27 protein-coding genes and 1 other RNA gene are annotated in these 23,400 nt (G+C 64.7%); 16 read left to right on the forward strand and 12 right to left on the reverse strand.

Going from position 1 to position 23,400, the window contains the following annotated elements; all coding sequences use genetic code 11:
* Positions 1–110: 110 nt before the first annotated feature.
* Together ccmA and J2X44_RS07940 are read right to left on the reverse strand one after the other, a co-directional pair.
* Positions 111–695, reverse strand: coding sequence for a heme ABC exporter ATP-binding protein CcmA (ccmA, locus tag J2X44_RS07935; protein WP_310088975.1), 585 nt, complete (start codon positions 693–695; stop codon positions 111–113).
* Complete coding sequence (locus tag J2X44_RS07940; protein WP_310088976.1) at positions 692–1,111, reverse strand: metallopeptidase family protein; 420 nt, start codon at positions 1,109–1,111, stop codon at positions 692–694. The genes ccmA and J2X44_RS07940 overlap by 4 nt, the downstream gene beginning before the upstream one ends.
* A gap of 51 nt (positions 1,112–1,162) precedes the next feature.
* Between J2X44_RS07940 and J2X44_RS07945 the strand changes: the two genes are divergently transcribed.
* The 3 genes from J2X44_RS07945 to J2X44_RS07955 all read left to right on the forward strand — a co-directional run bounded on the left by J2X44_RS07945 (position 1,163) and on the right by J2X44_RS07955 (position 3,574).
* Complete coding sequence (locus tag J2X44_RS07945) at positions 1,163–1,450, forward strand: 4a-hydroxytetrahydrobiopterin dehydratase (protein ID WP_310088977.1); 288 nt, start codon at positions 1,163–1,165, stop codon at positions 1,448–1,450.
* A gap of 4 nt (positions 1,451–1,454) precedes the next feature.
* Positions 1,455–2,096 (forward strand): DUF1275 family protein, encoded by a 642-nt coding sequence (locus J2X44_RS07950; protein ID WP_310088978.1) that lies wholly within the window; start codon positions 1,455–1,457, stop codon positions 2,094–2,096.
* Positions 2,097–2,176: 80 nt separating this feature from the next.
* Positions 2,177–3,574, forward strand: coding sequence for an amino acid permease (locus J2X44_RS07955; protein ID WP_310088979.1), 1,398 nt, complete (start codon positions 2,177–2,179; stop codon positions 3,572–3,574).
* Positions 3,575–3,676: 102 nt separating this feature from the next.
* Here J2X44_RS07955 and J2X44_RS07960 read toward each other — a convergent pair whose 3' ends face one another.
* From J2X44_RS07960 to J2X44_RS07970, 3 genes are all read right to left on the reverse strand, one after another.
* On the reverse strand, positions 3,677–3,937 hold the full coding sequence (locus tag J2X44_RS07960; RefSeq protein WP_405053400.1) for a zf-TFIIB domain-containing protein: 261 nt from the start codon (positions 3,935–3,937) through the stop codon (positions 3,677–3,679).
* 116 nt (positions 3,938–4,053) lie between these two features.
* The gene (locus J2X44_RS07965) at positions 4,054–4,380 is read right to left on the reverse strand and encodes a DUF2218 domain-containing protein (protein WP_310088981.1); all 327 of its coding nucleotides are present in this window, start codon (positions 4,378–4,380) and stop codon (positions 4,054–4,056) included.
* Entirely contained in the window at positions 4,380–4,985 is a 606-nt protein-coding gene (locus J2X44_RS07970; protein WP_310088982.1) for a PadR family transcriptional regulator, read from the reverse strand. The genes J2X44_RS07965 and J2X44_RS07970 overlap by 1 nt, the downstream gene beginning before the upstream one ends.
* Positions 4,986–5,400: 415 nt before the next feature.
* Between J2X44_RS07970 and rplJ the strand changes: the two genes are divergently transcribed.
* Together rplJ and rplL are read left to right on the forward strand one after the other, a co-directional pair.
* Entirely contained in the window at positions 5,401–5,916 is a 516-nt protein-coding gene (rplJ, locus tag J2X44_RS07975) for a 50S ribosomal protein L10 (RefSeq protein ID WP_310088983.1), read from the forward strand.
* A 58-nt stretch (positions 5,917–5,974) separates the two neighbouring features.
* Positions 5,975–6,346, forward strand: coding sequence for a 50S ribosomal protein L7/L12 (rplL, locus tag J2X44_RS07980; protein ID WP_310088984.1), 372 nt, complete (start codon positions 5,975–5,977; stop codon positions 6,344–6,346).
* Between the two features lie 115 nt (positions 6,347–6,461).
* Here the strand turns inward: rplL and J2X44_RS07985 are convergent, their stop codons facing one another.
* Positions 6,462–7,514, reverse strand: a complete 1,053-nt coding sequence (locus tag J2X44_RS07985) for a hypothetical protein (protein WP_310088985.1) — start codon at positions 7,512–7,514, stop codon at positions 6,462–6,464.
* Between the two features lie 288 nt (positions 7,515–7,802).
* Between J2X44_RS07985 and J2X44_RS07990 the strand changes: the two genes are divergently transcribed.
* Positions 7,803–8,831 (forward strand): phosphoribosylglycinamide synthetase, encoded by a 1,029-nt coding sequence (locus tag J2X44_RS07990; protein ID WP_310088986.1) that lies wholly within the window; start codon positions 7,803–7,805, stop codon positions 8,829–8,831.
* Positions 8,828–9,688 (forward strand): NTP transferase domain-containing protein, encoded by an 861-nt coding sequence (locus J2X44_RS07995; RefSeq protein WP_310088987.1) that lies wholly within the window; start codon positions 8,828–8,830, stop codon positions 9,686–9,688. The genes J2X44_RS07990 and J2X44_RS07995 overlap by 4 nt, the downstream gene beginning before the upstream one ends.
* On the opposite strand, the gene J2X44_RS08000 is transcribed toward J2X44_RS07995, so the two are convergent.
* Positions 9,609–11,051: a carotenoid oxygenase family protein gene (locus J2X44_RS08000; protein WP_310088988.1), complete on the reverse strand. Its 1,443-nt coding sequence runs from the start codon at positions 11,049–11,051 to the stop codon at positions 9,609–9,611. The genes J2X44_RS07995 and J2X44_RS08000 overlap by 80 nt on opposite strands.
* 85 nt (positions 11,052–11,136) lie before the next feature.
* Between J2X44_RS08000 and J2X44_RS08005 the strand changes: the two genes are divergently transcribed.
* Both J2X44_RS08005 and J2X44_RS08010 read left to right on the forward strand, forming a co-directional pair.
* Positions 11,137–11,748 carry a TetR/AcrR family transcriptional regulator gene (locus J2X44_RS08005; RefSeq protein WP_310088989.1) on the forward strand — a complete coding sequence of 204 codons (612 nt, stop codon included), beginning with the start codon at positions 11,137–11,139 and terminating at the stop codon, positions 11,746–11,748.
* Positions 11,749–11,835: 87 nt separating this feature from the next.
* Positions 11,836–13,623 carry a diguanylate cyclase gene (locus tag J2X44_RS08010; RefSeq protein WP_310088990.1) on the forward strand — a complete coding sequence of 596 codons (1,788 nt, stop codon included), beginning with the start codon at positions 11,836–11,838 and terminating at the stop codon, positions 13,621–13,623.
* 79 nt (positions 13,624–13,702) lie between these two features.
* Here the strand turns inward: J2X44_RS08010 and J2X44_RS08015 are convergent, their stop codons facing one another.
* The 3 genes from J2X44_RS08015 to J2X44_RS08025 are packed head-to-tail and all read right to left on the reverse strand — an operon-like array spanning position 13,703 to position 15,128.
* A complete protein-coding gene (locus tag J2X44_RS08015) occupies positions 13,703–14,434 on the reverse strand; it encodes a hypothetical protein (protein ID WP_310088991.1) in 732 nt (243 codons plus the stop codon).
* Complete coding sequence (locus J2X44_RS08020; protein WP_310088992.1) at positions 14,431–14,646, reverse strand: helix-turn-helix transcriptional regulator; 216 nt, start codon at positions 14,644–14,646, stop codon at positions 14,431–14,433. The genes J2X44_RS08015 and J2X44_RS08020 overlap by 4 nt, the downstream gene beginning before the upstream one ends.
* The gene (locus J2X44_RS08025; RefSeq protein WP_310088993.1) at positions 14,646–15,128 is read right to left on the reverse strand and encodes a DUF2975 domain-containing protein; all 483 of its coding nucleotides are present in this window, start codon (positions 15,126–15,128) and stop codon (positions 14,646–14,648) included. Before J2X44_RS08025 ends, J2X44_RS08020 begins: the two co-directional genes overlap by 1 nt.
* A 229-nt stretch (positions 15,129–15,357) precedes the next feature.
* Here J2X44_RS08025 and J2X44_RS08030 point away from each other — a divergent pair, with 229 nt between their 5' ends.
* From J2X44_RS08030 to J2X44_RS08045, 4 genes are all read left to right on the forward strand, one after another.
* Positions 15,358–16,026, forward strand: a complete 669-nt coding sequence (locus J2X44_RS08030) for a DUF4197 domain-containing protein (protein ID WP_310088994.1) — start codon at positions 15,358–15,360, stop codon at positions 16,024–16,026.
* Between the two features lie 207 nt (positions 16,027–16,233).
* Positions 16,234–16,627: RNase P RNA component class A (rnpB, locus tag J2X44_RS08035), an RNA gene on the forward strand.
* A gap of 76 nt (positions 16,628–16,703) precedes the next feature.
* Positions 16,704–16,859, forward strand: a complete 156-nt coding sequence (locus tag J2X44_RS08040; protein ID WP_310088995.1) for a hypothetical protein — start codon at positions 16,704–16,706, stop codon at positions 16,857–16,859.
* 155 nt (positions 16,860–17,014) lie between these two features.
* Positions 17,015–18,730: a caspase family protein gene (locus J2X44_RS08045; RefSeq protein ID WP_310088996.1), complete on the forward strand. Its 1,716-nt coding sequence runs from the start codon at positions 17,015–17,017 to the stop codon at positions 18,728–18,730.
* A 39-nt stretch (positions 18,731–18,769) separates the two neighbouring features.
* Here J2X44_RS08045 and greB read toward each other — a convergent pair whose 3' ends face one another.
* Positions 18,770–19,255, reverse strand: coding sequence for a transcription elongation factor GreB (gene greB, locus J2X44_RS08050; protein WP_310088997.1), 486 nt, complete (start codon positions 19,253–19,255; stop codon positions 18,770–18,772).
* 6 nt (positions 19,256–19,261) lie between these two features.
* The gene (locus J2X44_RS08055) at positions 19,262–21,289 is read right to left on the reverse strand and encodes a lytic transglycosylase domain-containing protein (protein WP_310088998.1); all 2,028 of its coding nucleotides are present in this window, start codon (positions 21,287–21,289) and stop codon (positions 19,262–19,264) included.
* Positions 21,290–21,389: 100 nt separating this feature from the next.
* On the opposite strand from J2X44_RS08055, the gene dapA reads away from it, so the two are divergent.
* From dapA to J2X44_RS08070, 3 genes are read left to right on the forward strand one after another with little or no spacing between them, the layout of a single operon-like run.
* Positions 21,390–22,265 (forward strand): 4-hydroxy-tetrahydrodipicolinate synthase, encoded by an 876-nt coding sequence (dapA, locus tag J2X44_RS08060; protein ID WP_310088999.1) that lies wholly within the window; start codon positions 21,390–21,392, stop codon positions 22,263–22,265.
* Between the two features lie 7 nt (positions 22,266–22,272).
* Positions 22,273–22,758 carry an SsrA-binding protein SmpB gene (smpB, locus tag J2X44_RS08065; RefSeq protein WP_088442006.1) on the forward strand — a complete coding sequence of 162 codons (486 nt, stop codon included), beginning with the start codon at positions 22,273–22,275 and terminating at the stop codon, positions 22,756–22,758.
* 47 nt (positions 22,759–22,805) lie between these two features.
* A complete protein-coding gene (locus J2X44_RS08070) occupies positions 22,806–23,384 on the forward strand; it encodes a DUF2062 domain-containing protein (protein ID WP_310089361.1) in 579 nt (192 codons plus the stop codon).
* The last annotated feature ends 16 nt before the right edge of the window (positions 23,385–23,400 follow it).

Here is a 23,400-nt window from a genome sequence, read left to right on the forward strand (position 1 = left end):
CCAAATCCGTTTGTGCTGAGCTTGTCGAAGCACCGTTCTTCCTTGCCGCGCCGAAAGAAAGAACGGCCCTTCGACAAGCTCTGGGCAAACGGGTTGAGGCGGAGGCATTTTCATGCCAGCGCCCCCATGTCGAGTTCGGCGAGGTCTGGCACCCCCAGCGCGAAATGCGACGCCAGCAACACCGCCCCGCCATTTGCCCGGTGCGCCGCAATCGCCGCGACCAGCCGCGCCTGCGCCGCATCGTCCATGCCGTTGGCGGGCTCGTCGAGCAGCCAGATCGGCGCGCCGCTCGCGATTACGCGGACCATCGCGGCGCGCTTGCGTTGGCCGGTCGACAGCATCGAAACCGGCACTTCGGCAAGCGGATGGAGCGCCATCGCGTCCATCGCGCGGTCAACCGCATGGCCGTCGACGGTATCGACCCGCGCCCAGAAATCGAGCGCGCGGCGCAGCGGCAGTTCGGGATCGAGCGCCGATGCTTCGTCGATCAGCGCGATGCGCCCGTGGCGCTCGACCGTCCCCGCCGCGGCGCTGAGCAATCCGGCCGCGAGGCGGATCAGGCTCGACTTGCCCGCGCCATTCGCGCCGCGCAGCCACAGCGCCTCGCCGGGTTGCAGCGCCAGCGATAGATTTTCGAACAGCAGCCGGTCGCCGCGGATGCACGCCACCCGATCAAGCTGCAAAAGTGCGCTCACCCCATATCTTCCAGCGCGTGCATATCGTCGTCCGAAAAACCGAAATGATGCCCGATCTCGTGGATCAGTACATGCCGCACCAGCCATTCCAGCTGCTCGCCGGTCTCGATCCATTCGACCAGGATCGGGACGCGGTACAGCGTCACCCGGTCGGGCATGCCGCCGCTCTCGCCGATGCTGCGCTCGGTCAGCGGGCGACCTTCGTACAGGCCGGTCAGGTCATAGGGATGCTCGATGTCGAGCGATTTGAGGATCTCGTCGTCGGCAAATTCCTCGATCGCTATGACGACGCCCTGGATATGCGGCAGGAACACCGCGGGCATCGTCGCCAGCGCCGCTTCCGCCATCGTGAACAGCGCGTCGGCATCGGGGGCGGTTCCGGTCCAGCCGGGGGGCAGGGCAGGCTTGTCGGTCATCGCGCCCTTCCTTATGGCGAGCGCACGGCCTTTACCAGCGGGAGAAAATTCATGGTCCAGAAACTCGACGAAAACGCCCGCACCGCCTTGCTCGCCCGCTTCCCCGACTGGACGCACGAACCGAACCGCGACGCGATCACCCGCCGTTTCAAATTCGACGATTTCGCACAGGCGTTCGGGTTCATGGCCAGCGTCGCGATTATCGCCGAAAAGATGGATCACCATCCCGAATGGTCGAACGTCTATAACCGCGTCGATATCCTGTTGACGACGCATGACGCCGATGGTCTGTCGGAGCGTGACGCAAAGCTGGCCGAGGCGATCGAGCGGCTGCTTTAGGGGCATGCTCCGTTTTGACCGATCGCATCAGGCGCTGGCCATCGGGGTGGCCGGTCTGGCGGGGTATGTCGATGCGATCGGCTTTGTCGAATCGGCCGGCTTTTTCGTGTCGTTCATGACGGGTAACTCGACCCGGCTTGCCGTCGGCCTGGCAGGGGAGCAGCCCGCGGCACTGATCGCAGGCACCATCATCACGGTCTTTGTGATCGGCGTGGTCGCGGGGTCGCTGATCGGCGCGCGCGCCGGATCGCTGCGGACACCGGCGGTTCTGCTGAGTGTCACCATTTTGCTGGGCACCGCGGCGGTGTTGCGATTGGAGGGCACCGGCTGGGGCGCGCTGCTATTCCTCGCGCTCGCAATGGGTGCCGCCAACGCGGCGATGGCAGGCCGCGATGGGTCGGTCGTCGGCGTGACCTATATGACGGGCACGCTGGTGCAAATGGGGCAGAAGATCGCTAATGCGCTGCGCGGAGAGGGCGATCGCAGATGGCTGCACCACTTCGGCCTATGGGCGGGACTGGTCGTCGGCGCGCTAATAGGTGCGCGAACGGTGATCTGGTCGCCGGTATTGGCCTATGTTTTCGCCGTCGCACTGGCCGTTACGCTTGCTTTTCGCGCGGGCTGGCTTGCGCGGCAAGCGGCATAAAACGACCATGCTCCGGTCTTGCCTTCGCGCTTGATCCGTTCCAAACGACCGCAATAAAGTAATAATGGGGAGCCCACGACATGACCGACAGCCTGTTCCGCCGCAAACCGATCGTGCCGGAACGGCAGGAGGGGCAGGGGCTGGCGCGGACACTCGGTTGGCCGCATCTGATCGCGCTCGGGGTCGGGGCGATCGTCGGCACCGGTATTTTGACGCTGATCGGGGTTGGTGCCGACAAGGCCGGTCCTGCGGTGATCCTCTCGTTCGGCATCGCGGGCCTGATCTGCGCCTGCGCGGCGCTCGCTTATGCCGAAATGGCGACGATGATCCCCGCGTCGGGCAGCGCCTATACCTATAGCTATGTCGTCATCGGCGAACTCATCGCATGGGTCGTCGGGTGGAGCCTGATCCTGGAATATTCGCTGGTGGTCAGCGCGGTCGCGGTCGGCTGGTCGGGCTATGCCGCACCTTTGCTGGAGGCATGGGCGGGCGTGCCGATGGCGCTGATGCAGGGGCCCGAACTTGGCGGCATCGTCAACCTGCCGGCGATCGCGATCATTGCGGTCGTAGCGGGGTTGCTGCTCGTCGGGACGCGCGAGAGTGCGACGCTCAACGCGATCCTGGTGGTGGTCAAAGTGATTGCGCTGGTGATTTTTGTCGCAGTGGCTTTGCCTGCGTTCAACGCGGCCAATCTCGAACCGTTCAGCCCCTATGGCTTTCCCAAGCATATGGGACCGGACGGCGTCGAGCGCGGCGTGATGGCCGCCGCCGCGATCATCTTTTTCGCCTTCTACGGCTTCGACGCCATTGCAACGGCGGCGGAAGAAACGAAGAACCCCGACCGCGATCTCAAGATTGGCATCGTCGGGTCGATGTTCGTTTGCGTCGTCATCTACATCGCGGTCGCGGTCGCCGCGGTCGGCGCAATTGCCTACGCGCGCTTTGCCAACAGCCCCGAACCGCTGGCGCTGATCCTGCGCGAACTGGGCAGCCCGCTCGCGGCGCAATATCTGGCGGTGTCGGCAATCATCGCGCTGCCGACGGTAATCCTCGCCTTTTTCTATGGCCAGAGCCGCATATTCTTCACCATGGCGCGCGATGGTCTGCTGCCCGCCAGCCTGGCCAAATTGTCGTCGCGCGGGACGCCGGTGCGGATCACCATCTTCACCGCGCTTGTCGTTGCCGTCCTCGCGGGCTTCATCCCGCTCGGCGAGCTAGCGGCGCTCGCCAATGCCGGGACGCTCGCGGCGTTCACCGCGGTGTCGATCTGCATGTTGATCATGCGCGTCCGCGCGCCCAACGCCCAGCGCACCTTCCGTGCCCCGCTGCCGTGGGTCATTGGCGGCATTGCAGTCTTTGGCTGCATCTATCTGTTTTTCAGCCTGCCGATGCAGACGCAGCTATGGTTCCTGGTGTGGAATGTCGGCGGGCTGGGGGTCTATTTCCTCTACGCCCGGCGGAATGCGGTGGTGCGGTAAGTAACGATCGTGGCCCCCGCGAAGGCGGGGGCCACTGCCGTTTTACGCAGCGACGATGCGAAAGGCCGCTCGCGGCCCCCGCCTTCGCGGGGGCGACGGCTTTTAGTCAAACAATTCGCTCAGGAAGCTCTTCTTGTAATTCTTCTTGTACGGTTTGCTGCCGTAGTAACGGTCGTCATGGCCGTGTTCGCGATATTGCGGCTGCTGCTGATAGGGCTGCTGCGGCGGCGGCGCCGACGCGCGCGGGGCGGGGGCTGCGGCACCTTCGCTGCGTTCGATGATCTTGTCGAGCTCGCCGCGGTCCAGCCACACGCCGCGGCACTGCGGGCAGTAATCGATCTCGATTCCCTGTCGCTCCGACATGGTCAAATTCACGCGGCAGGTTGGGCAAAGCAGCCCTGGGGCGTCGGTCACGGATGTTCCTTTCCTCGGGTTGGTGTCGCAAGGCCTAACGCCCGTCAGGCGCGCGGCGTTCCGCATCACCTAGATGGCGTTTGCCAGTCGAACGGCAAGGGCGCCTCGCGAAAGGCAAAGCGGTCGAGGTGGCGCGCAATCGCGCCCTGCAAGCCTTCGAGTTGCGCAGCGACGCTGGCGTCGATGCGGACCGACAGCGTCTCGGGTCCGGCTTCGAAGGTCACCAGCCCATCGCCCGGCCAGTCGGCACCGCGCGCATCCCTGGGGAAGGCCACGGTGCCGCGGGTCGCGGTGAACTCGACGGCCAGATTATGCTGCCAGTGCTTGCACAGCTGTTGCAGATATTTGCTGGCGTGGACGGTCGGCACCGCCGCGGTGCTGCTGACCGTCATCACAGCCGCTCGATCTTTTGTGCGGCCTCGTCGATCAGCGCGACGATGTCGTGCAACGCCGTCTTGTCGAGATCGCGGTCGCCCAGGCGGTCCATCAGCACCTGCCGCAAATTGCCCATCGCGCGGCGAACCGATGCCGAGTCAGTGCGCTGCGTGTCCTCGCCGACCTGCGTCAGGCGTGCGATGGCGGCGTCGATGACCTCCTTGTTGGCATCGATCTCGGCGCGCCCGGCATCGGTGATCGCGAACAGCTTTTTGGCGCCGTCGCTCTGCTGCGCTTCGATCTGGCCCATGTCGTCGAGCATCGTGAGGGTCGGATAGATCACCCCGGGGCTGGGTGCATAGGCGCCGCTGGTGAGTTCCTCGATCTGGCGGATCAGGTCGTAACCGTGGCGCGGTTCGTCGGCGATCAGCTTGAGCAGCACCAGCCGCAGTTCGCCGCTGTCGAACATGCGCCGACGCGCACCGCGCTCGCCACGTCCCCCGCCGCGGCGACCGCCGCCAAAGCCATGTCCGAAACCATGGCCAAAGCTGCGTCCACCGCCGCGATGCATCGCATGGCGCCCGCCGCAATCGCGGCCTGTCATTTTCGCATAAAAAATCATGTTCATTCCTTTTGAGTGATTCTTGATGCCTCTAAGATATATCTTAGTTGAAAGTTTGCAAGGGGGCGACGGCGCGGTGCGTGACTCTTTCGCTCACATCCGCTGCGCGCCTTGACTTCCGGTCGTTTCCCGCTATCAGCGCCCCCGTGTTGTCGCGGGTTCGCCCCTGACAATTCCGTCCGAGACAGTTGGTGCAGGGGATTTGCCCTGCTTAATTTCCAGCCGAGACGGGGAACAGTCTTTTTCGGTCGCCCGCCTGCGCGTTCAGGCGACGCGTCTTGACCGACCCCTTCGGACATCGTTGCGCAGATACAGGCGAGCCTTGGCCCGCGTTCGTATTTGCGTGTGTTAGCCGCCCGGCGGCGCCACGCGTTTCGGCGCGCGGGGCCATCCGGGCACAGAGTGGAGTATAGGCATGGATCGTACGGAAAAGGCCGAAGCCGTATCCTCGCTGAACGCTACGCTGGCATCAGCTGCCTCGGTTGTGGTCGTCCGCAACCTGGGCATGACCGTCGCTCAGTCGACGGTGCTGCGTCAGCAAATGCGCGATGCCGGGGCCGACTTTCGCGTCACGAAGAACCGTCTTGCCAAAATCGCGCTCGACGGCACGTCCTACACCGGCATCGGCGAACTGCTGACCGGCCCCACCGCCCTCGCAACCTCGACCGATCCGGTCGCGGCGGCAAAGATCGCGGTGGATTTTGCCAAGACCAACGACAAACTCGAAATCGTTGGCGGCGGCATGGGCGACGTGGTGCTCGACGTTGATGGCGTCAAAGCGCTGGCTTCGCTTCCCTCGCTCGACGAGCTGCGCGCCAAGATCATTGGTCTGGTGCAGGCTCCGGCCACCAAGGTTGCGCAGATTGCCGCAGCCCCGGCTGGCCAGTTGGCGCGGGTTTTTGGCGCATATGCCGCCAAAGAAGCAGCGTGATTTCGAACTAACTTTGTAACTTACTGCCGGGATACCCCGGTTCTGATGGAGAATGAACATGGCTGATCTCGCAAAGATCGTTGAAGACCTTTCGGCGCTGACCGTCCTCGAAGCGGCTGACCTGTCGAAGATGCTCGAAGAAAAGTGGGGCGTTTCGGCTGCCGCTGCTGTTGCTGCCGCTCCGGCTGCTGCCGCTGCTGGCCCGGCTGCTGAAGAGCAGACCGAATTCGACGTCATCCTGACGGGTGACGGCGGCAACAAGATCAACGTCATCAAGGAAGTCCGCGCAATCACCGGCCTGGGTCTTGGCGAAGCCAAGGCGCTCGTCGAAGGCGCGCCCAAGGCGATCAAGGAAGGCGTGAACAAGGCGGAAGCCGAAGAGCTGAAGGCGAAGATCCTCGCTGCCGGCGGCACCGTCGAACTGAAGTAATTCGGTTTGGGTATCCAGTCGGCTGGTCCGGCTGGCTTCCGACAAAGAGAAAGGGCGGTGCCGCGAGGCACCGCCCTTTTTTTGTGCGGTGAGGGGAGCACCGCAGTCGGTTGGGTCAGCTGTTGGAGTAACCCGGACGGAACGTCGTTGTCGCACGGGCGCGGGCCGGTTCGGGACGACGCACCTCCTGCTCCTGACTCACCGGTGCCGGGCGCTGCGCGATTTCCCAGGCGCTGACCGGCTTGCGGGCCATGTTTTTCTGGGCGCCAAGCGTTTCGTCGTAGGCGACGCGTTCCTGACGGTCGAGGAACCGGGCGCGCTTCAGTCGCTTCGACAGCGTTGCGAACGGATTGTCGGGCGTCGGGCCAGCCATCGCCATCGCTTCATGGCGACCCATGCTGCCACTGGGTGCAGCGGCAAAAGCGGGCGTCGTGCGGGGCACGGCGGCAACCGGCTCGCGCGGCGTGTAGGCCGGGGTCACCCATTCCTGCGTGTCGCTGGCGATCGGCGCGCGCGTCTCGACCGGCTCGAAACGCCGGGTCGGCGCGGCTTGGACGACCTCGTCATAGGTGACGTCATCGGCGGTGCGGCGACGGCGGGCAAAGGCCAAGCCTGCGCCGCCGATGATGAGCAGCGCCGCGGCGCCACCGGCGATCTCCCAAGGGAACTCGCCACCCGTCTTGACGGCCGCCTCGGCAGGCGCGGGGGTCGGCTCAGCGATAGGTTCGGCTGGCGCGGCCATTGGCGTGGCGACCGGTGCTATCTCGGCAATCGGCGCGGTTTCAGCCGCCGCCGGGGCAGCGGTTGCAGTTTCGACCGAAGCGGGGGCGGTGGGGCGGCTGCGCTCGGCGACGCGCGGTGTGCGGGCCGGGGCGGGCGCTTCGGCGCGCTGCGTGGCGCGCGGTGCCGGAGTGGTTTCAACCGGCGCGATGTCGAGCGGTACGCGGATCACCGGCGCAGGGGCCGCAGTCTGCGGTGCAGCCACCGGCGCGGGCGCGCTCGGTTCAGCAACCGTCGGCGGCGTTTGCGGGGTCGGCGCCGTAGGTTCGGCGATCGGCGGGGTCATCGTGATGGTGGGCGCTTCCTGAGCGAAAGCGGCCGGGGTGGACAGGACCAGGAACGCGGCAATCGCGCTCGTGGCGGGGCGGGAGAGGGCGATATTTTTCATCATAGTGAAGGACGAACGAACCGCGCGTGAAATCCGCTGCGCCGAGTGGAGGATTTCCGCGACGAGCCGTGGCGGAGGGGCGGCGCGGCGAAGATTCGGCTGCGTCTGATCGCCTTTCGTGACCGCTTGTGCGGTAAGCAGCAGCGCGCGATTGCTGCCTTGTTACCATCCTAAAAGATCATTTTTCCAATCGTTAGCATCGATAGTGACACTGATCTTGCGCTTTGTGGTCACCAGGCGTCACCATTTCGTCATCGCCGCGCAACCTCGCCATGGTCCATGCCGGGCATGAAAACGACTGACCTTGCGCCGACCCAGCTGCCCGATCGCCTGCGCGAAACGCAGCGCCTGTTGTTCATCGCCAAGCATGCCCGCTGGACCGGCGGCCTCCATGCCGACGACGGCAATCACGCGCTGTATCATCGCGAAATGCGCGAAACGTTGGAGGGGCTCGGCATCGAACTGCTGATCGCCGACAGCTATGCGGCGCTGTTCGATCGGCCCGCCGCCGATTTTGCGTTTCCGCTGCTCAACCGCGGCGGCTTTTTCAATTCGGAGATGCTGCTGCCTTTGCTCTGCAACCAGCATCGGCTGCCGTATCTTGGCGCATCGCCGATCGTGCGCGGGCTTTCTGACGACAAGCATCTGACCAAGCTGGAGGCCGCAGCGCGCGGGGTGCCGACGGCGCCATGGGCGCTGTTCCGCCGCGGCGCCCCGGTCGACGTAGCGCGCTGCCCGCCCGCCCGGCGCTGGGTGATCAAGCCGAACAACAGCTCGGCATCATGGGGCGTGCGCGATGCCCATGACCGCGTCGAATTGGCGCGGTCGGTCGTCGAAATCCATGCGCTCGACCATGACGCGCTCGTCGAACCCTTTATCGACGGCAGCGACATCGAGGTGCCGGTGATCACGCTGGACGGCGAACCGGCTATGCTGCCGATGATGATTTTCGAACAGGCGGACCCGACCCAGCTGCGGACCTATCAGGAAAAGCGCGATCTGGTCGGCCATGTCGGCTATTGCATCAAACGCTTCGATGATCCGCTGATCAGCCGCCAGGTCATCGAATATACCCGCCGCATGGCCGATGTGTTTCGGCCGTTCGACTATGGCCGTTTCGAATTCCGCGTCGATCAGGCGACGGGCGACCTGCGGTTGCTCGAGGTCAATCTCAACTGCAATCTGTGGTCCGAAAAGCTGTTCTCGCGCTCGGCGGCCATCGCGGGCTTCAGCCATGACACGCTGATCGAAACGATCGTCGCCGAAAGCATGATCCGCCAGATTGCCCCGGCGATGGCGCGGCGCGACGCGGCATGACTGGGTCGATCCTGATCCTGGCGGGGCGCCGGTCAGGGGTGATCGATCCGTTGGCCGCGGCGCATGATGTGGCGGACAAATGCCTGGTGCCGGTGGCGGGGCGGCCAATGATCGCGCATGTCCTGCATGCCGCCGCGGCGAGCGGGGCAGCGCAGATCTTCATCTCGACGCACCATCCGAATTTGCTTGCCGATCTCGACGACCCGGTGGTCGCTTCGCTGGGTAACCGGCTGATCGTCGTTCCGGCTGCGAGCAATTTGGCGGACTCGGTTGTGGCGGTGGCGGGCGTTGCGGCCTTTCCCTTTCTGGTGACCACCGCTGACAATTGCCTACTGACGTCCGAAACGATCGCCGAGATTGGCGCGGAGGCCGTGCGGCTCGACATCGAAGCCGGAGTGGCGCTGGCGCGGCGCGAGGATGTCCTCGCGGTGCATCCCGAAGGCCAGCGCCGCTTTTACGAGTTTTCCGACGTCGCGGTGTCCAATTGCAATGCCTATTGGATTGGTCATCCCGGCGCGCTCAAGGCGACCGAGGCGTTTCGCGGCGGCGGGCAGTTCGTCAAAAAGCCGTTGCGGGTGATGCAGGCGTTCGGCCTGATCAACCTGCTGCGCTTCCGGTTCGGACTGGGGCCGATCCACCATATCTTTGCCCGTATTTCGCGGCACCTGAACGTCGAAATCGCCCCGCTGCTGGTCAGCAACGGGGCGACGGCGATCGATGTCGACAATGAACGGTCGCTGCGGGTGACCGAAACCTTGCTGGCGCAGCGCGCCGCGCTTAGTCCGCCACCCAGTTCCCGTGAAAGCCCGGCGGCACCCGGTGCGGCAGATGCACGACAGCTTGCGGTGACCCAGTAAAATCATTGGCGTTGAGGATGACCAGCGCCGTCGTCTCGTCGTTCATGTCGACGACCAGCCCGATCAGCCAGCCGTCGTCTTCGGCGCTGTCGGCGCTGCGCGGGACGAACACGAATTCACCGGGGTGGCGGCCGGGGCCGAAATCATGGATGGCGGTCGTGCCGTCCTGCAGGTCGTGCTTGAACAACCGCGTTTCCGCCAGCGCCCATTCGGGCGAAGTCCCGTCAGGGATCGCGATGCTGTAGGCATAGCGATAGGGCTTGGTGGTCAAGCGTTCGTCGTAACGCGGAAATTCCTGGGCATGGTCGTGGATGACGGCGCGGACGGTGGTGCGGGTGACGGGGTCGATCGTCCACCGCTCGAAGCGCGACTTCTGGCTGTCGGGTCCACGCTTGGATTCCGCAAACATCGTTTCGTGGGCGACGACATCGACGATCACCTTGCCGTCGGCGGCTTCGAAGGCGTTGGCGGGGTGAAAGACATAGCAGGGCTCGACCGGCACCCAGATGATGCTGTCGCCGCTGCCGTTCCGAGGGAGGAGGCCGACGCGGGCGGGATGGGCGTCGTTCCATGCATAGGGGAAGCGATAGCCCGCCAGCAGCATTTTCATCGAGAAGGTGACCGGCAGGTCGAACACCAGCACATGGTTTTGGGTAATCGCGCAGTCGTGGATCGACGGGCCGTCGCTGACCGCGATCGCTTCTTCGCGGATGACGTGTGCGTCTTTGTCGAGCACGACATGCCAGACCTTGTTTGGTTCGTCGCCGCGATAGGTGATCGCGTGGCGCTCGTCGGTCGCCGGATCGTGATGCGGGTGGGCGGTGTATGATCCGACGAGCGTGCCATCGAACGGGTTGTGTGCGATCGTGTTCAGCTCATAATCCAGCTCGACCGGCTTGCCGCCTGCCTCGACGATCGCGAAGGTGCGGCCGGCCAAGCCGACCACATTGGTGTTCGGCGCGTCGTTGCGCCCTTCGCGCGGGCCGGGGGGCAGCGCCTCACCCAGCACCTCGCACGCTTCTGCGCCGCGGACCCAGCGATTGCGATACCAGTCGGCCTTGCCGCCTTCGATGCGGATACCGTGGACCATGCCTGCGCCGCTGAACCAGTGATAGCTCGCGGGATCGGGGGGCACCGCGGGGTTCGGGCCGTTGCGCAGATAGCGGCCAGTGAGCACGGCGGGGATTTCGCCCTCGACCCGCAGTTCTTCCAGGGTGAATTCTTCGGTTATTGGTTTGTGGATGCCGGTCAGGAAGGGATGCGCGTCGGTGGGGCGGGGCAGGCGCTTGCGGTTGAAGTCGGCGACCTTGCCGATGCCTTTGACGACCGCGCCGCGGATGAGGGTTTCGACGTTGCTTGCCATGACGTTGCTCCTTACGGATGGTTAGGAAAGGGCCGCGAGCGTGGAGGGGATTGCGCTGGCGACTCGGAATGTTTACGGTGGCAACATGATCGAAGAAGATAACAGTGTCAACATGAAAAGCGACGGCGCGAAGGCCGCGGGCGCTTATCATCATGGTGACCTGCGCGCGGCGGTGATCGCGGCGGGGCTGAAACGGCTGGAGGCGGGCGACGACGGCGAGTTGGGCCTGCGGGCGCTGGCGCGCGACGTCGGGGTCAGTGCGACCGCGCTTTACCGCCATTTCCCCGACAAGGAGGCGCTGCTCGACGCCCTCGCCGACGAGGGGCTGCGGCGGCTTGGCGCGCGGCAGGCGCAGGCGTGGCTGAAGGCGGGGGGCGGACGCAACGGATTCAAGGCGACGGGGACGACCTATGTCCGTTTTGCCCATGACGAACCGGCGCTGTTCCGCCTGAGCTTTACGCGGCAGATGTCGGCGCGCCACGCGAATGTCGGCGGCGATGGCGGCGAGGTTGCTTACAACCTGCTGCGCGCCGGGGTCGGTGAGGCGTTGCCGGGGGTCGAGAACCCGGATATGGCCGCGCTCCACGCCTGGGCACTGGTCCACGGGCTGGCGATGCTGATCCTCGACCGCCGTCTTGAGTGGGACGAAGCGATGGTCGACGACGTGGTCGGCCTGACCTTTGGCGGGATCGATTAAAGGGCGAGGCGAACCGATCGCGCGATAAACAGGGAGAGGCGGCGATATGTTAGCGGTTTCTTTCCCTCTTTTCGGTTATCTGGTCTGATGACCCGGTCGCTATCCCCCCGCGTCGAGGCAATATTCTGGTTCCTGCTGACTGCGGCGGGATATTTCCTGCTGGCCAGCCTGTCGCTGCACGCGACCAAGGGCGCCGACAATATCGCCGCCATCTGGCCGCCAAGCGGCTATCTCTTGGCGCTGCTGTTGTTGATGCCCGCGCACGCGCGCTTTGCGGCCTTTGCCGGCATGGCGGCGGCAAGTATCGGCGCAAATGTCTCCGAGGGGATCGACGCTGCGACCGCCGCCGCTTTTACCACCGCAAATGCCGCCGAGGCGGCCATCGCGCTGTGGCTGGTGCGACGCCGCGAGCCCGGCGAGATGTCGTTCATGGCGCCGCGCGCAGTCGGCAATTTCTGCATCGCGGCGCTGATGGCGAGCGCCGCGAGCGCGGGGATCGCCGCGATATTGACCGGCAACGGCTTCGATTTCTTTCTGTCGTGGATGACGACGGTGGCGCTGGGGATGCTGATCGTCACCCCGCCGATCGTGATGCTGGCGCGCATGGTGCAATCAAATGCGCTGAACAATGTGCCGACGGCGATGAAGGCCGAAGCGATCGCGATCCTGACCGTCGCCGCATTCGTCACCGGCGCCTGTTTTTCGCAGGAGTATTTTCCGGCGACCTTTGTGCCGTGCGTCGCGGTGATCGTCGCATCCTATCGGCTGGGGCCGTTCGGGGCCGCGGCGGGGATGCTGATCGTCGCGATCGTCGCATCGCTGCTGACCGGGCAGGGCCACGGACCGATTGCAGCGATGGACGCCGCGCAAAAGGTCGAGGTGCTGTTCCTGCAATTCTATCTGGTGACGATGCTGTTCGTCGCGCTGCCGTTGGCGGCGCTGATCGTCGTCCAGCGGCGGCTGGCCAAGCGGCTGGAACAGAGCAACCGCTGGCTGCTCCAGGCCGAGGCGGCGGCGCTGGTCGGGCATTGGCGCGTCGACCTGGTGCGCTGGACGATCCAGTGGTCGGACCAGACCTATCGCGTCCACGGACTGGAGCCGGGGATTCCGGTCGATGTCGATTACAGCGTCGCGCAATATCTGCCCGACGACCGGGTGGCGGTGCAAAAGACACTGGCCGAGGCAGTCAAATCGGGCGCGCCGTTCGTGTTTCAGGGCCGGATCTTGCGCGCCGACGGCGAGGTCCGGCATGTCAAATCGCACGGATCGATCGAACGGAGTCGCAGTGGCAAGGCAATCGGAATTTTCGGGACAGTGCAGGACGTCACCGAGACGGTCGAAAATGCCCGCGTCCTCGAGGCAGCGCGCAGCGCGGCCGAGCGCGTTGCCAACACCGATATGCTCACCGGCCTGCCGAACCGCCGCCATACGCTTGCATTCCTCGACCAGGCGTTGCGGCGGGCGATGCAGGATAGCGCGCCGCTGGCGGTCGCGATTTTCGACATCGACCATTTCAAGCAGATCAACGACCAGCATGGCCATGCGACCGGCGACGAGGTGATCCGCAGGGTCGGACAACGGGCCAAGGCGTCGCTGCGCGATGACGACATGGTCGGCCGTTTTGGCGGCGAGGAATTTGTCTGCATCTTGCAGGGCCGCAGCGCGCTGTCCGCCGAACTGGTCGCTGAACGGGTCCGTAAGGCGGTTCAGGCCGATACGGACGGCGCCTCGGCAGGCTTGCCGGGGGTCACGGTCAGCATCGGACTGGCCATTTACGCGGGCGAGACCAGCGTCGAAGACTTGCTCCAGCGCGCCGACAAGGCGCTCTACACCGCGAAGCGCGAAGGGCGGAACCGGCTGCGGATGGCGGCCTAGCGCGATGGAGGAATCTGGCCGATCGCCGAGGGCTCGCCTTAGGGCATTGGTCCTGGTGGCGAACGGGGTCGCCACGCGTTCAGCACGATGACGGTCTCAAATTGACCCCTTGCGCATCCGCCGCGCGTTTCGCGGCGATATAACCACTGGCGACCAGCACGGCGGAGAGCCATCCCACGAGCAGCGAGTCGGCGATCAGAATCGGCCACTTGCTCCACTCCGGGCCGAAAATCGCGCCAGCAGCGAACAGATAATGCGGGATCATCAGCGGCATCATCGCCGCCAGGAACAGCGCGATGGTGAACGGCAGGTGGCGCATCATCAGCCGGGCCGATGCCAGCGGCCCGATCGCCGCATTGCCCAACGGAGCGGCTGCGCCCCAAGCGGCGATGAGCGCCCCCAATATCTGCCCGCCGATAAAATTGCCGAGCAACCACCAGCCCGACGACGGCAACAGGAACAGTTGGAGCACGGCAAGCAGGATCTGGAACGCGGCGAAGGCGGCGAACAGGCGAACCGCCGGGCGGTCGAGCCGTGCCGCTGCCCCGGGGTCGCGCCCGAAGGCGATGAAGCGGGTAATCCAGTAGATCGGCAGGATGAGCGCGACGACCTTTGCAAGGCCGAACCCCAGACGCAGCGGGTGGCTTTCGACTTCTTTGGCCATCGCGAGGCTGTCATACATGCCGAGGTGCATTTCGACGCCGTGCTGGACCAGCTCGACAACGACGGGGATGAGCGCCAGCAGCGGACAGGCGAGCAGGAACAAGCCACTTTCGCGATACGTGCTTTTTAGGGCGGTCCAGAAGCTCATGCATCATCTCCATCGTCGAAAATAATCAATTCGCCGGGCTGGCATTCGAGGATGCGGCAGATCGCATCGAGCGTCGAAAAGCGGATCGCCTTGGCCTTGCCGGTTTTGAGGATCGACAGATTGGCGACGGTGATGTCGACACGTTCGCTCAGTTCGGTCAGCGTCATGCGCCGCCGCCACAGCATGTCGTCGAGCTGGATCCGGATCGCCATCAGATCGTCTGCTCGATTTCTTCGCGCATCGCCGCACCCTGTTCAAAGATGCGGGCGAGGATGAACAACATCAGCACCGCCAGCCACGCGGTCAGGCTGGGCTGCCATCCGAAATGCTCGCCGCTCGCTACGACCAACTGATAGGATATCCAGCCATAGCCGACGTCGATCACCTGCGTCGCGAGCAGGCACCAGCCGATCACGCGGAGTCGCCGCGCATTGACCGGCGTGAAGACCGCAGCGCTGTCGACGCTGTCGATCATCGCGACAAGGCGCGTGAAAATGGCGTGCGCGGCAAAGGCGATCGGCACGCAGAGCAGCAGGACGAGGCGGAACAGGTCGATCACATGATCGGCGTCCATGCGCGGGGTTACCTTGGTCAGCGCATCGGCAAGCAGGTCTGGCCTGAGCGTGATAGCAACGAGCACGACCATGAAGACCGCGGCGAAGAACCAGTTCAGCACATTCAACCCAACCAACAATCGTCTGCTCCATCGCAGCATTGCAAATCTCCCGATAATCGATACTTGTCATATTGATAATCAATAAATTACATATTGCAATACGGTAATTTGGTTGCCGAATGTGCGCCGTTCGCGCCGCGGTCGTCGCATGCCCTGCCCATCGCGAAGGAGAGAGATCATCGGGCTTTGGCGGCGGCTGCATTGATGATAGATTTGGCGCTGACATCCGATCGGGTCGAGGCGCGCTATGAAACAGGACGAAGCGATATTGGCGCGGCGGCGGTTGCTCGCCGGTGCGTTTGGGATGCTGGCGTTGACGCAAGCACCATGGGCGCTGGCGAAATTGCCGGGCAGCGGCGTCAAGGGATTGATCGGCGGTGCATCGGATGGCGCGCTCGACAAATTGGCGCAGCCGGGCGCCTTTTACCGCGACGTCGCGGTGCGGATCTTGTTGCCGGGCGCGGGCGGCAAGCTGGCATCGAAGCTGTTCGGGGTCGGCGACAAGCTCGGGCTGACCAGCAATCTGACCAAAAGTCTGAACGATGCCGGGGGGCAGGCGGCGGGAGAGGCGAAGCCGATTTTTCGCGCCGCGATCGACAATCTGCGCTGGTCCGATGCGCCAGCATTGGTCGGCAAAAAAGACGGCGCGACGCGCTACCTGCAAAGTAGTGCGGGCGACACGCTGTTCGGCAAGGTATCGCCGCTGATCGGATCGGCGCTTCAGGATGTCGGCGCCTATCGCCAGCTCGACCAGCTGGCTAAGGGCAATTCGCTGATGGCATCGGCGGGGCTGACGCGCGACGGGCTGACCAAATCGGTGACCGAACAGGCGCTGAAGGGGATATTCCATTATATGGCGGGCGAGGAAGCGGCGTTGCGGCGGAATCCGGCGGGGTTGCTGAAGGGGATTTTTTGAGCTGCGAGTGACCGCTAACGACCAGAAGTAACCGTCGCCCCCGCGAAGGGGGCCGCTGTCGTTTTACGCAGCGGCACAGGAATAGGCCGATGGCGGCCCCCGCCTTCGCGGGGGCGACGATTATTGCCGATTTCCGCTCCCCACCCCAATTACGCCCTCCACACAATCGCTCGTATTGTGCTTCCGTTCGCGCTATACTCCCGCCCGCCAGAGGGTCGGGCGATCGCCGCCGGTGGGGTATCCTGCCGGGGGAGGAAAGTCCGGGCTCCACGGAAATCACGGTGCCGGATAACGTCCGGCGGGCCGGTCTTCGGACCGGTTCAGGGAAAGTGCCACAGAGAGCAAACCGCCAGGGCTTTGGCCCGGCGAAAGGTGAAAGGGTGCGGTAAGAGCGCACCGCGCGGCTGGTAACAGGCGCGGCACGGCAAACCCCACCGGGAGCAAGGTCGAATAGGGACGGTACGGATTACTCCAGGGCTGATTCCGGCCCAGCCGTCCGGGTTGACTGCTTGAGCGTATGGGTAACCGTTCGCCTAGAGGAATGATCGCCCATCCCCGGCAACGGGGTGGACAGAACCCGGCTTACAGACCCTCTGGCAACTCTCTCCCCGGCGCCGCGCGGAACCGCCCGTGCCGGGGCCGCGTTACAAGCGGACGATTTGGAAGGGAAATGCACCATGAAAGTCGTCGATGACCATGTCGAAGTGACCGAGACCGAGGCGAGCGGCGGCGTCAAGGGTCACAATGTCCGCTATGTTCTTGCCTTCTCGCTGATCGCGGTGGTGATTGTGATGTCTGCGATCTGGATCGTTCCGGCGTTGATGCAGCCCTGAACCAGCGGTGAGTTTCCGCTTTTCTACACCGGGCCGTTGACCTACGATCTTCATGATGGGTCGGAGAATGGGGAATAGCGCGATTTCAGAGTGAAGTTGCGCAGAATTCCGCCATTTCTTGAGCGGGCGCCAACGGCCGCCAAACGGGGGTAGGGATGACCAAGCGAGCGCGTATCGGCGCATTTTGTGCGACGGTCTTGGTTGCGCTTGTGGCGGCGCCGAATATCGCCGCGCAGCCGTCTCTCGCTTGCGGCGAGGCACCGCTCCGCGGCGAACGGGTTGCGCTGCTGATCGGCAACAGCGCCTATAATGACTGGGAATGGCCGTCGCTGAAAAACGCGGTCAATGACATCGATTATGTCTGCGCTGCCTTTGCCAAGGCGGGGATCGCGCCGCGGATCGTCCGCAACGCCGACATGCCGACGCTCGATGCCGAACTGACGCGCTTTGCCGCGGAAGCACGGGGCGCGAAATCGGTGATCGTCTATTATGCCGGACACGGGTTTGAATATGGCGGCCGCAACTGGCTGGTGCCGATGGAGGCGCCGCCCGCGACGCGCCGCGCCGACATTGAAAAACGCTATCTGTCGATAGAGCAAGCGGTCAAGCGCGTGGTCCCGCCGGGCGCTTTCACATTATTGTTCGTCGATGCCTGCCGCACCGCAGAGCCTGTGGTGCGGATCGAAGATGTCAATGTTGCCGCGGGCGATGCTCCGTCGGCGCCGCTCGGGCTGCTCGACATCGGGCAGGGGGCGGTGTTTTACTCGACCGCGAAAGGACGACCCGCGCTCGATTTCGCGCCGGTGGGGTCGCCGGTCAGTCCCTTTGCCGCCGCGGTGGTCAAGGAATTGGGCATCCCGGGGCTGGAAATATCGGATTATTTCAAGGTCGTGTCGCGCGAAGTTTACAAGCGAACGCACGGCATGGAGATGGGACCGCAGCAGCCGTTTCATTATGGCAGCTGGTTCGACGATTATTATCTGGTCGCGCCGCCCGAGATCGCTTCGGCATCGGTCGCTCCCGCACCGGCCTTTGCCGCTGCCGTAGCCCCTGCCGCGACCGCCGCGCGCGGTGCGGCAAAGCCTGTCGTCGATCCGCTCGCCGATATTTCGCTCGACCGGCTGGCGATCGAGGACGAGCCGGTGCTGATCGCCGACGTTCTTTCGCGTCACTCCGCCAGCGAACTGATCGCGCTCGCCGATGGCGGGCATCCGCTGGCGCAGCAGCTGGCGGGATATATGTTTTCGCTCGGCGTCGGGCTCAAGCGCGATCTGTCGCGGGCGCGGGGGTATCTCGAGGCATCGGCGGCGCAGGGATTCCCGTCGGGCCAGCAGGAGCTGGCGTATTTGCTGCTCGAAAATGATCCATCACCTGCGGACGTCCAGCGTGCCTATGATCTGTATGTTGCGGCATCGGACGCGGGCTTTTCCAAAGCGAAGACACATCTCGCCTACCGGCTGGCGGCTGGCACGTTTGGCGTCCCCGACCTGGCCCGCTCGCAGGCGCTCTATGCCGAGGCGGCAGAGAAGGGGCATCCGGCGGCGATCTTTGCGCTGACCTATTTCGCCGATACTCGCGCCGCCAACCTCGCGCGGTTGCGAACGATAGCTGCCACGGGCAATCCTGAGGGCAATCACTGGCTGTGCGAAGCGCATTTTGCCGCGAGGACGTTGCCCGGCGCGATCGAGGATTGCGGAGTCGCGGCGCGCGCGGGGTTTGCGGGGTCGCGGGCGATTTTGGCCGATGCCTATGCCAAAGGGGTGGGGGTGAGCACCGATGCCAAGGAGGCGGCGCATTGGGCGAAGCTGGCGCGCGACCTGCCCGAATTGCGCAAGGACCAGCGCGAGCTGATTGCGGGGATCGGGGAGTAGCTCAGTTCGTCATCCCGGCGAAGGCCGGGATGACGATAATCAGGTCGGATAGCGGATCGCCATCACTTCCCACTCCTTCGGCCCCGCCGGCAGCTGGACGACCCGCAAATCACCGACCGCGGCACCGCGCAGCGCCCGGGCCAGAGGACTGTTCCAGCCGATCCGGCCGTCGCCCGCCTCGGCTTCATCGTCGCCGACCAGGGTGACGGTGCGCCGCGCGTCATCATCGTCGGCCAGCTCGATGGTGGCGCCGAACCAGATGCGGCTCCTGTCGGGCTGCTCGGCGGGATCGACGACACGCGCCGCCTTCATCCGCCGCGCCAGAAACGACAGCCGCCGGTCGATTTCGCGCAGTCGCTTGCGGCCATAGATATAGTCGCCATTCTCGCTGCGGTCGCCATTGCCGGCGGCCCAGCTGATCACCTCGACCAGCTTTGGCCGCTCGTCGCCGAGCAGCGCGTCATATTCGGCGCGCAACGCGGCAAAGCCGGTCGGCGAGATGATGTTCGTCTTGTCCCCCGCCACGCAGCCTTAACCCGGTGTGCGTTTGCCGAGGTAGAAGCTGAGCGGTGCCTGCGGCAACACTTTGCCCGGTTGCAGCGTGTCATATACGACCGCGTTTTCCAGCACGCGCTGCACATAGTTCTTGGTTTCAAAGATCGGGATCGCCTCGATCCAGTCGAGCATTTCGATCGATCCGGTGCGCGGATCGCCATTGGCCCGCAGCCATTTGTTCACATTGCCCGGACCGGCGTTGTATGCGGCGACCGCAAGCGGATAGCTGCCGCCATAATAGCGCAGCATCTGCTGGAAATAGGTCGACCCCAGCATCATGTTGTAATTGGTGTCGGTGGTCAGCGCCTCGCGGTTGTACGACAGGCCGAGCTTGCCCGCGACCTCGTTTGCGGTGCCGGGCATCAGCTGCATCATGCCGCGCGCGCCCGCATGGCTGATCGCGGCGCGGTCGAACTGGCTTTCCTGCCGGGTGATGGCGTGGATGAAAGTCCAATTGCCTTCGTGCCCTGCGGGGACGCGGACGGTTGGGAAACCCGCCACCTCGACCGCATCCAGGCTGTTCGCCTGCGCGCTGCGCCCGATCATCACGCCCAGGTCGGGGCGACCGATCTGCGATGCCAGTTGACCGGCCAGGACATGGTCGGCGGGCGTCGTCGCCTTTTGCGCCAGCGCGCGCAGGAACAGCGACTGTTCGCGCCACGCGCCGATTTCGCCGAGCGCGCGCGCCGCGCGCACGAGCCGGTCGTCGCCAAAGGCGCGTTTTTCGTCCTCGCTGACCCGGATGGTCGGGTTTGGGGTCGGCTTGGGCTGCGGACGACTGAGCCGTTCCAGCGCCAGCTGGCCATAAAATTGATCGTAATGCTGCGCGGCATCGGCGAAATGCGCGTTCGCCGCCGAGCGGTCGCCCGCCGCGAGTGCGGCGCGGCCCGCCCAATAAAAACCCTTGGTGCGCGTCTGCGCCGATCGGGCGGCTTCGCCATAGGCGCGGTACAGCGCCACTGCTTCGGAGGGACGGCGAAGATCCTTGTACGCGAGCTGCCCGGCAAGCCAAGCGAGCGAGGTGTAATCGTCGCGCACGCTGAGCGGCGTTTCGCGGATCGCGGTGCCGGGCGGGAAGGCGTCGCTGATCTGCCGCGCGATATTATAGGCGGTCAGCTTGTCGCCGCCGCTGTCGGCCTGGCGCGCGTTGGTGAGCAGCGTTTCGATCCACTCCTCGGGATCCGTCGGTGCTTTGGCGAGCGCGCGCGGGGCGGCGAGCAGGGCGCGCGCTTCGCCGACGCGCCCGGTCTGGCGCAGCCAGGTCGCCTTGTCGGTAATGTAACCGGCGTCGCTGCGGATCAGCGACGGGTTGGCGCTTTCGACTGCCGAGGCCTGGAACGCGGCATCCACCGCGCTGCTGCGCATTGCAAGGCGCGCGGCAAAGACGCTGCGCCGTTCGGGCGACGTATAGGCGAGCTGGCGGCTGGCCGCGCCAGTGGCGCCCGACCATAGCAGCCGGTCCATCCGCGCATCATGATCGGCGACCGACAGCGCGCCGGGAAACAGGCTGAGCGCGCGGCTGACCTCATATTCGTCGAGCGTCCCGCCGGTCCACGCGCGGCGCACCGCAGCATTGGCGTCGTCGCGGCGGCCCGACGCGTTCAACGCCATCGCATAGCGCAGGTGCCCGCTGGGCGTTTGTGGCGGATAGGCTTGAAAATAGGCGAGGGTGCGCGCGGGATCGAAGCTGTCGATCGCGATCGATTTTTCGGCGCGGGTCCGCATCTTGTCGGCGTCGGGCCAGCCGCGATTAGTCATCAGGAACCGCGACAATTGATCGAAAGAGGCGCCGCTATTGGCGGTCAAGCGCCGCCATTCCATCACCGCATCGCCAACCGAGTTCGTCGAAGGTGGTGGCCCCGATGTCGAGGCCAGCCCCATCTGGGCGCGATACCACGCCATCTGCTCAGGCGTGAGTTCGCTGGCATTGGCAGCGGTCGGGACGAGCAAGGCAAAGGCCAAAGCCAAACGAGAAATTCGGGGCAGCGTAATCATGGCGGCCATGTTAGTGGCAAACTCCTTGCGGGGCGCTGAATAGGCGTCCATTAGCGGCGCGCCGTCGGGACTCTACCGGCCAGAACGCGTTTTTGTAAAGGAGCGGGGCATGTTTTCGGGGTCGATTCCCGCTTTGGTGACGCCATTTCGCGATGGGGCGTTCGACGCCCCCGTCTTTGCCCGGCTTGTCGATTGGCAGATCAACGAAGGCACCAGCGCGCTGGTGCCGTGCGGGACCACCGGCGAGAGTCCGACGTTGGGGTTCGACGAACATTATCAGGTGATCGACAGCTGTATCCAGGCCGCGGCGGGCCGGGTGCCGGTGATCGCGGGCTGCGGGTCGAACGACACCGCCACCGCGGTTCGCCATATGCGCTACGCGCAGGCGGCGGGCGCCGCGGCGGCGCTGGTCGTCGTACCCTATTACAACCGCCCCAGCCAGGCGGGGATGATCGCGCATTTTCAGGCGCTGGCCGATGCCAGCGACTTGCCGATCGTCGTCTATAACGTCCCCGGCCGCACCGTCGCCGACATCAGCGCCGAGACGCTGTGCAAACTCGCCGAAATTCCCTCGGTCGTGGCGATCAAGGATGCGAGTGGCGATCTGGCGCGCGTCACGATACATCGCGCGGGTGCGGGTCATGAATTCTGCCAGCTCAGCGGCAATGATGATCTGTGGTTGCCGCATGCGGTGATGGGCGGCGTGGGTTGTATCTCGGTCACCGCCAATGTAGCGCCGCGCCTGTGCGCCGATTTCGCCGCTGCTTGCGCTGGCGCCGACTGGGCGCGGGCGCTGGTGCTGCACGACAGGCTGTTCGAGCTGCATCAGGCGATGTTCTCCGACACGTCGCCGGGGCCGGTCAAATATGCGCTGTCGCGCGTCCACGACTGGTTTTCGCCCGAAGTGCGCCTACCTATCATTCCGGCGAACGCAGAATCATGCGCAGCCGTCGATGCCGCGCTGTCCGCGGCAGGAGTTATCTAGGTTTCCCATGGCCCGTCCGCAGTCCGCCGCCGAATTCGACAAGAAAAAGGTCGTCGCCGAAAACCGGCGCGCGCGGTTCGACTTTGCCATCGAGCAGGTGTTCGAGGCCGGGATCGCGTTGCAGGGGACCGAGGTCAAATCGCTGCGCTTTGGCGAAGGCACGATTGCGGAGAGTTATGCCGAGGTGAAGGGCAATGAGGTGTGGCTGATCAACAGCAACATCCCCGAATTCAGCCATGGTAACCGCCACAATCACGAACCCAAGCGGCCGCGCAAGCTGCTGCTGAGCGGCCGCGAGATCAACAAGATGTACGCCGGCGTTGCGCGGCAGGGCATGACGCTCGTCCCGCTGTCGGTCTATTTCAACAGCCGCGGCCGCGCCAAGGTCGAGCTTGCGCTCGCCAAGGGCAAGAAGGCGCACGACAAGCGGGAGTCGATCAAGGAACGGGACTGGAAGCGTGACAAGCAGCGGCTGATGAAAGAGCGCGGGTGAGCGGGGGCAAGCCAAAGGACCCCAAGGTGAAGGACAAGGCGGCGGTGATGAACTGGATCCGCCGCAATTCGCCGACGCGCGAAGAGCTGCTGGAGAGCCGGTTCGTCAAGCCGTTCGCGCATCGTGTCGCGCACAGTCATTTGTGGCGCTTCACCCGCACGTCAGTTCCGCGCGGAACCGCGCTGGGCCTGTTTGTCGGCATTTTTTTCCTGATTCCTGGCATCCAGATTCTGGGCGTCGCGCTGCTCGCACTGCCGGTCCGCGCCAATATCCCGATCGGCGCCGCGATGACCTTTTTGTCGAACCCTGTGACGACGCCGTTCATCATCCTGGCATCGGTGTGGCTGGGCGACTGGCTGTTCGGGCTTCAGGCCAACAGCGCGACTTTTTCATCGATGATCGAGCACGGCGCATCGGCGGGCGAATGGGCGCGCTGGGTGTTTTCCGACGCGGCGCCTGCGATGCTGGCCGGGCTGTTCGTCATTTCGGTCGTGTCGGCGGCGGTCGGTTATGTGCTCGCGTCGCTGTTCTGGGACAATTGGATTCGCCTGCGCTGGCGGCGCAAATTGCAGCGCGCGCGCGACCAACGACATGAGGCTTCGACCAGCGACACCCCCGCCGGTTGAACGGCGCGCGCGCCAT

The organism is Sphingopyxis sp. BE259, from assembly GCF_031457495.1.
In the GTDB taxonomy this organism is placed as follows: Bacteria; Pseudomonadota; Alphaproteobacteria; order Sphingomonadales; family Sphingomonadaceae; genus Sphingopyxis.

Coding starts and splice junctions, on each gene's coding strand:
- J2X44_RS08070 (WP_310089361.1), top strand. CDS start 22,806: ATGAACTGGATCCGCCGCAATTCGCCGACGCGCGAAGAGCTGCTGGAG.
- J2X44_RS07990 (WP_310088986.1), top strand. CDS start 7,803: ATGAAAACGACTGACCTTGCGCCGACCCAGCTGCCCGATCGCCTGCGC.
- J2X44_RS07945 (WP_310088977.1), top strand. CDS start 1,163: ATGGTCCAGAAACTCGACGAAAACGCCCGCACCGCCTTGCTCGCCCGC.
- J2X44_RS07965 (WP_310088981.1), bottom strand. CDS start 4,380: ATGACGGTCAGCAGCACCGCGGCGGTGCCGACCGTCCACGCCAGCAAA.
- J2X44_RS08055 (WP_310088998.1), bottom strand. CDS start 21,289: ATGGCCGCCATGATTACGCTGCCCCGAATTTCTCGTTTGGCTTTGGCC.
- J2X44_RS08020 (WP_310088992.1), bottom strand. CDS start 14,646: ATGGCGATCCGGATCCAGCTCGACGACATGCTGTGGCGGCGGCGCATG.
- smpB (WP_088442006.1), top strand. CDS start 22,273: ATGGCCCGTCCGCAGTCCGCCGCCGAATTCGACAAGAAAAAGGTCGTC.
- J2X44_RS07960 (WP_405053400.1), bottom strand. CDS start 3,937: ATGTCGGAGCGACAGGGAATCGAGATCGATTACTGCCCGCAGTGCCGC.
- J2X44_RS07940 (WP_310088976.1), bottom strand. CDS start 1,111: ATGACCGACAAGCCTGCCCTGCCCCCCGGCTGGACCGGAACCGCCCCC.
- dapA (WP_310088999.1), top strand. CDS start 21,390: ATGTTTTCGGGGTCGATTCCCGCTTTGGTGACGCCATTTCGCGATGGG.
- rplJ (WP_310088983.1), top strand. CDS start 5,401: ATGGATCGTACGGAAAAGGCCGAAGCCGTATCCTCGCTGAACGCTACG.
- J2X44_RS08010 (WP_310088990.1), top strand. CDS start 11,836: ATGACCCGGTCGCTATCCCCCCGCGTCGAGGCAATATTCTGGTTCCTG.
- rplL (WP_310088984.1), top strand. CDS start 5,975: ATGGCTGATCTCGCAAAGATCGTTGAAGACCTTTCGGCGCTGACCGTC.
- J2X44_RS08015 (WP_310088991.1), bottom strand. CDS start 14,434: ATGAGCTTCTGGACCGCCCTAAAAAGCACGTATCGCGAAAGTGGCTTG.
- J2X44_RS07955 (WP_310088979.1), top strand. CDS start 2,177: ATGACCGACAGCCTGTTCCGCCGCAAACCGATCGTGCCGGAACGGCAG.
- J2X44_RS08005 (WP_310088989.1), top strand. CDS start 11,137: ATGATCGAAGAAGATAACAGTGTCAACATGAAAAGCGACGGCGCGAAG.
- J2X44_RS08030 (WP_310088994.1), top strand. CDS start 15,358: ATGAAACAGGACGAAGCGATATTGGCGCGGCGGCGGTTGCTCGCCGGT.
- J2X44_RS07970 (WP_310088982.1), bottom strand. CDS start 4,985: ATGATTTTTTATGCGAAAATGACAGGCCGCGATTGCGGCGGGCGCCAT.
- J2X44_RS08000 (WP_310088988.1), bottom strand. CDS start 11,051: ATGGCAAGCAACGTCGAAACCCTCATCCGCGGCGCGGTCGTCAAAGGC.
- J2X44_RS07995 (WP_310088987.1), top strand. CDS start 8,828: ATGACTGGGTCGATCCTGATCCTGGCGGGGCGCCGGTCAGGGGTGATC.
- J2X44_RS08045 (WP_310088996.1), top strand. CDS start 17,015: ATGACCAAGCGAGCGCGTATCGGCGCATTTTGTGCGACGGTCTTGGTT.
- J2X44_RS08040 (WP_310088995.1), top strand. CDS start 16,704: ATGAAAGTCGTCGATGACCATGTCGAAGTGACCGAGACCGAGGCGAGC.
- J2X44_RS07985 (WP_310088985.1), bottom strand. CDS start 7,514: ATGAAAAATATCGCCCTCTCCCGCCCCGCCACGAGCGCGATTGCCGCG.
- J2X44_RS07950 (WP_310088978.1), top strand. CDS start 1,455: ATGCTCCGTTTTGACCGATCGCATCAGGCGCTGGCCATCGGGGTGGCC.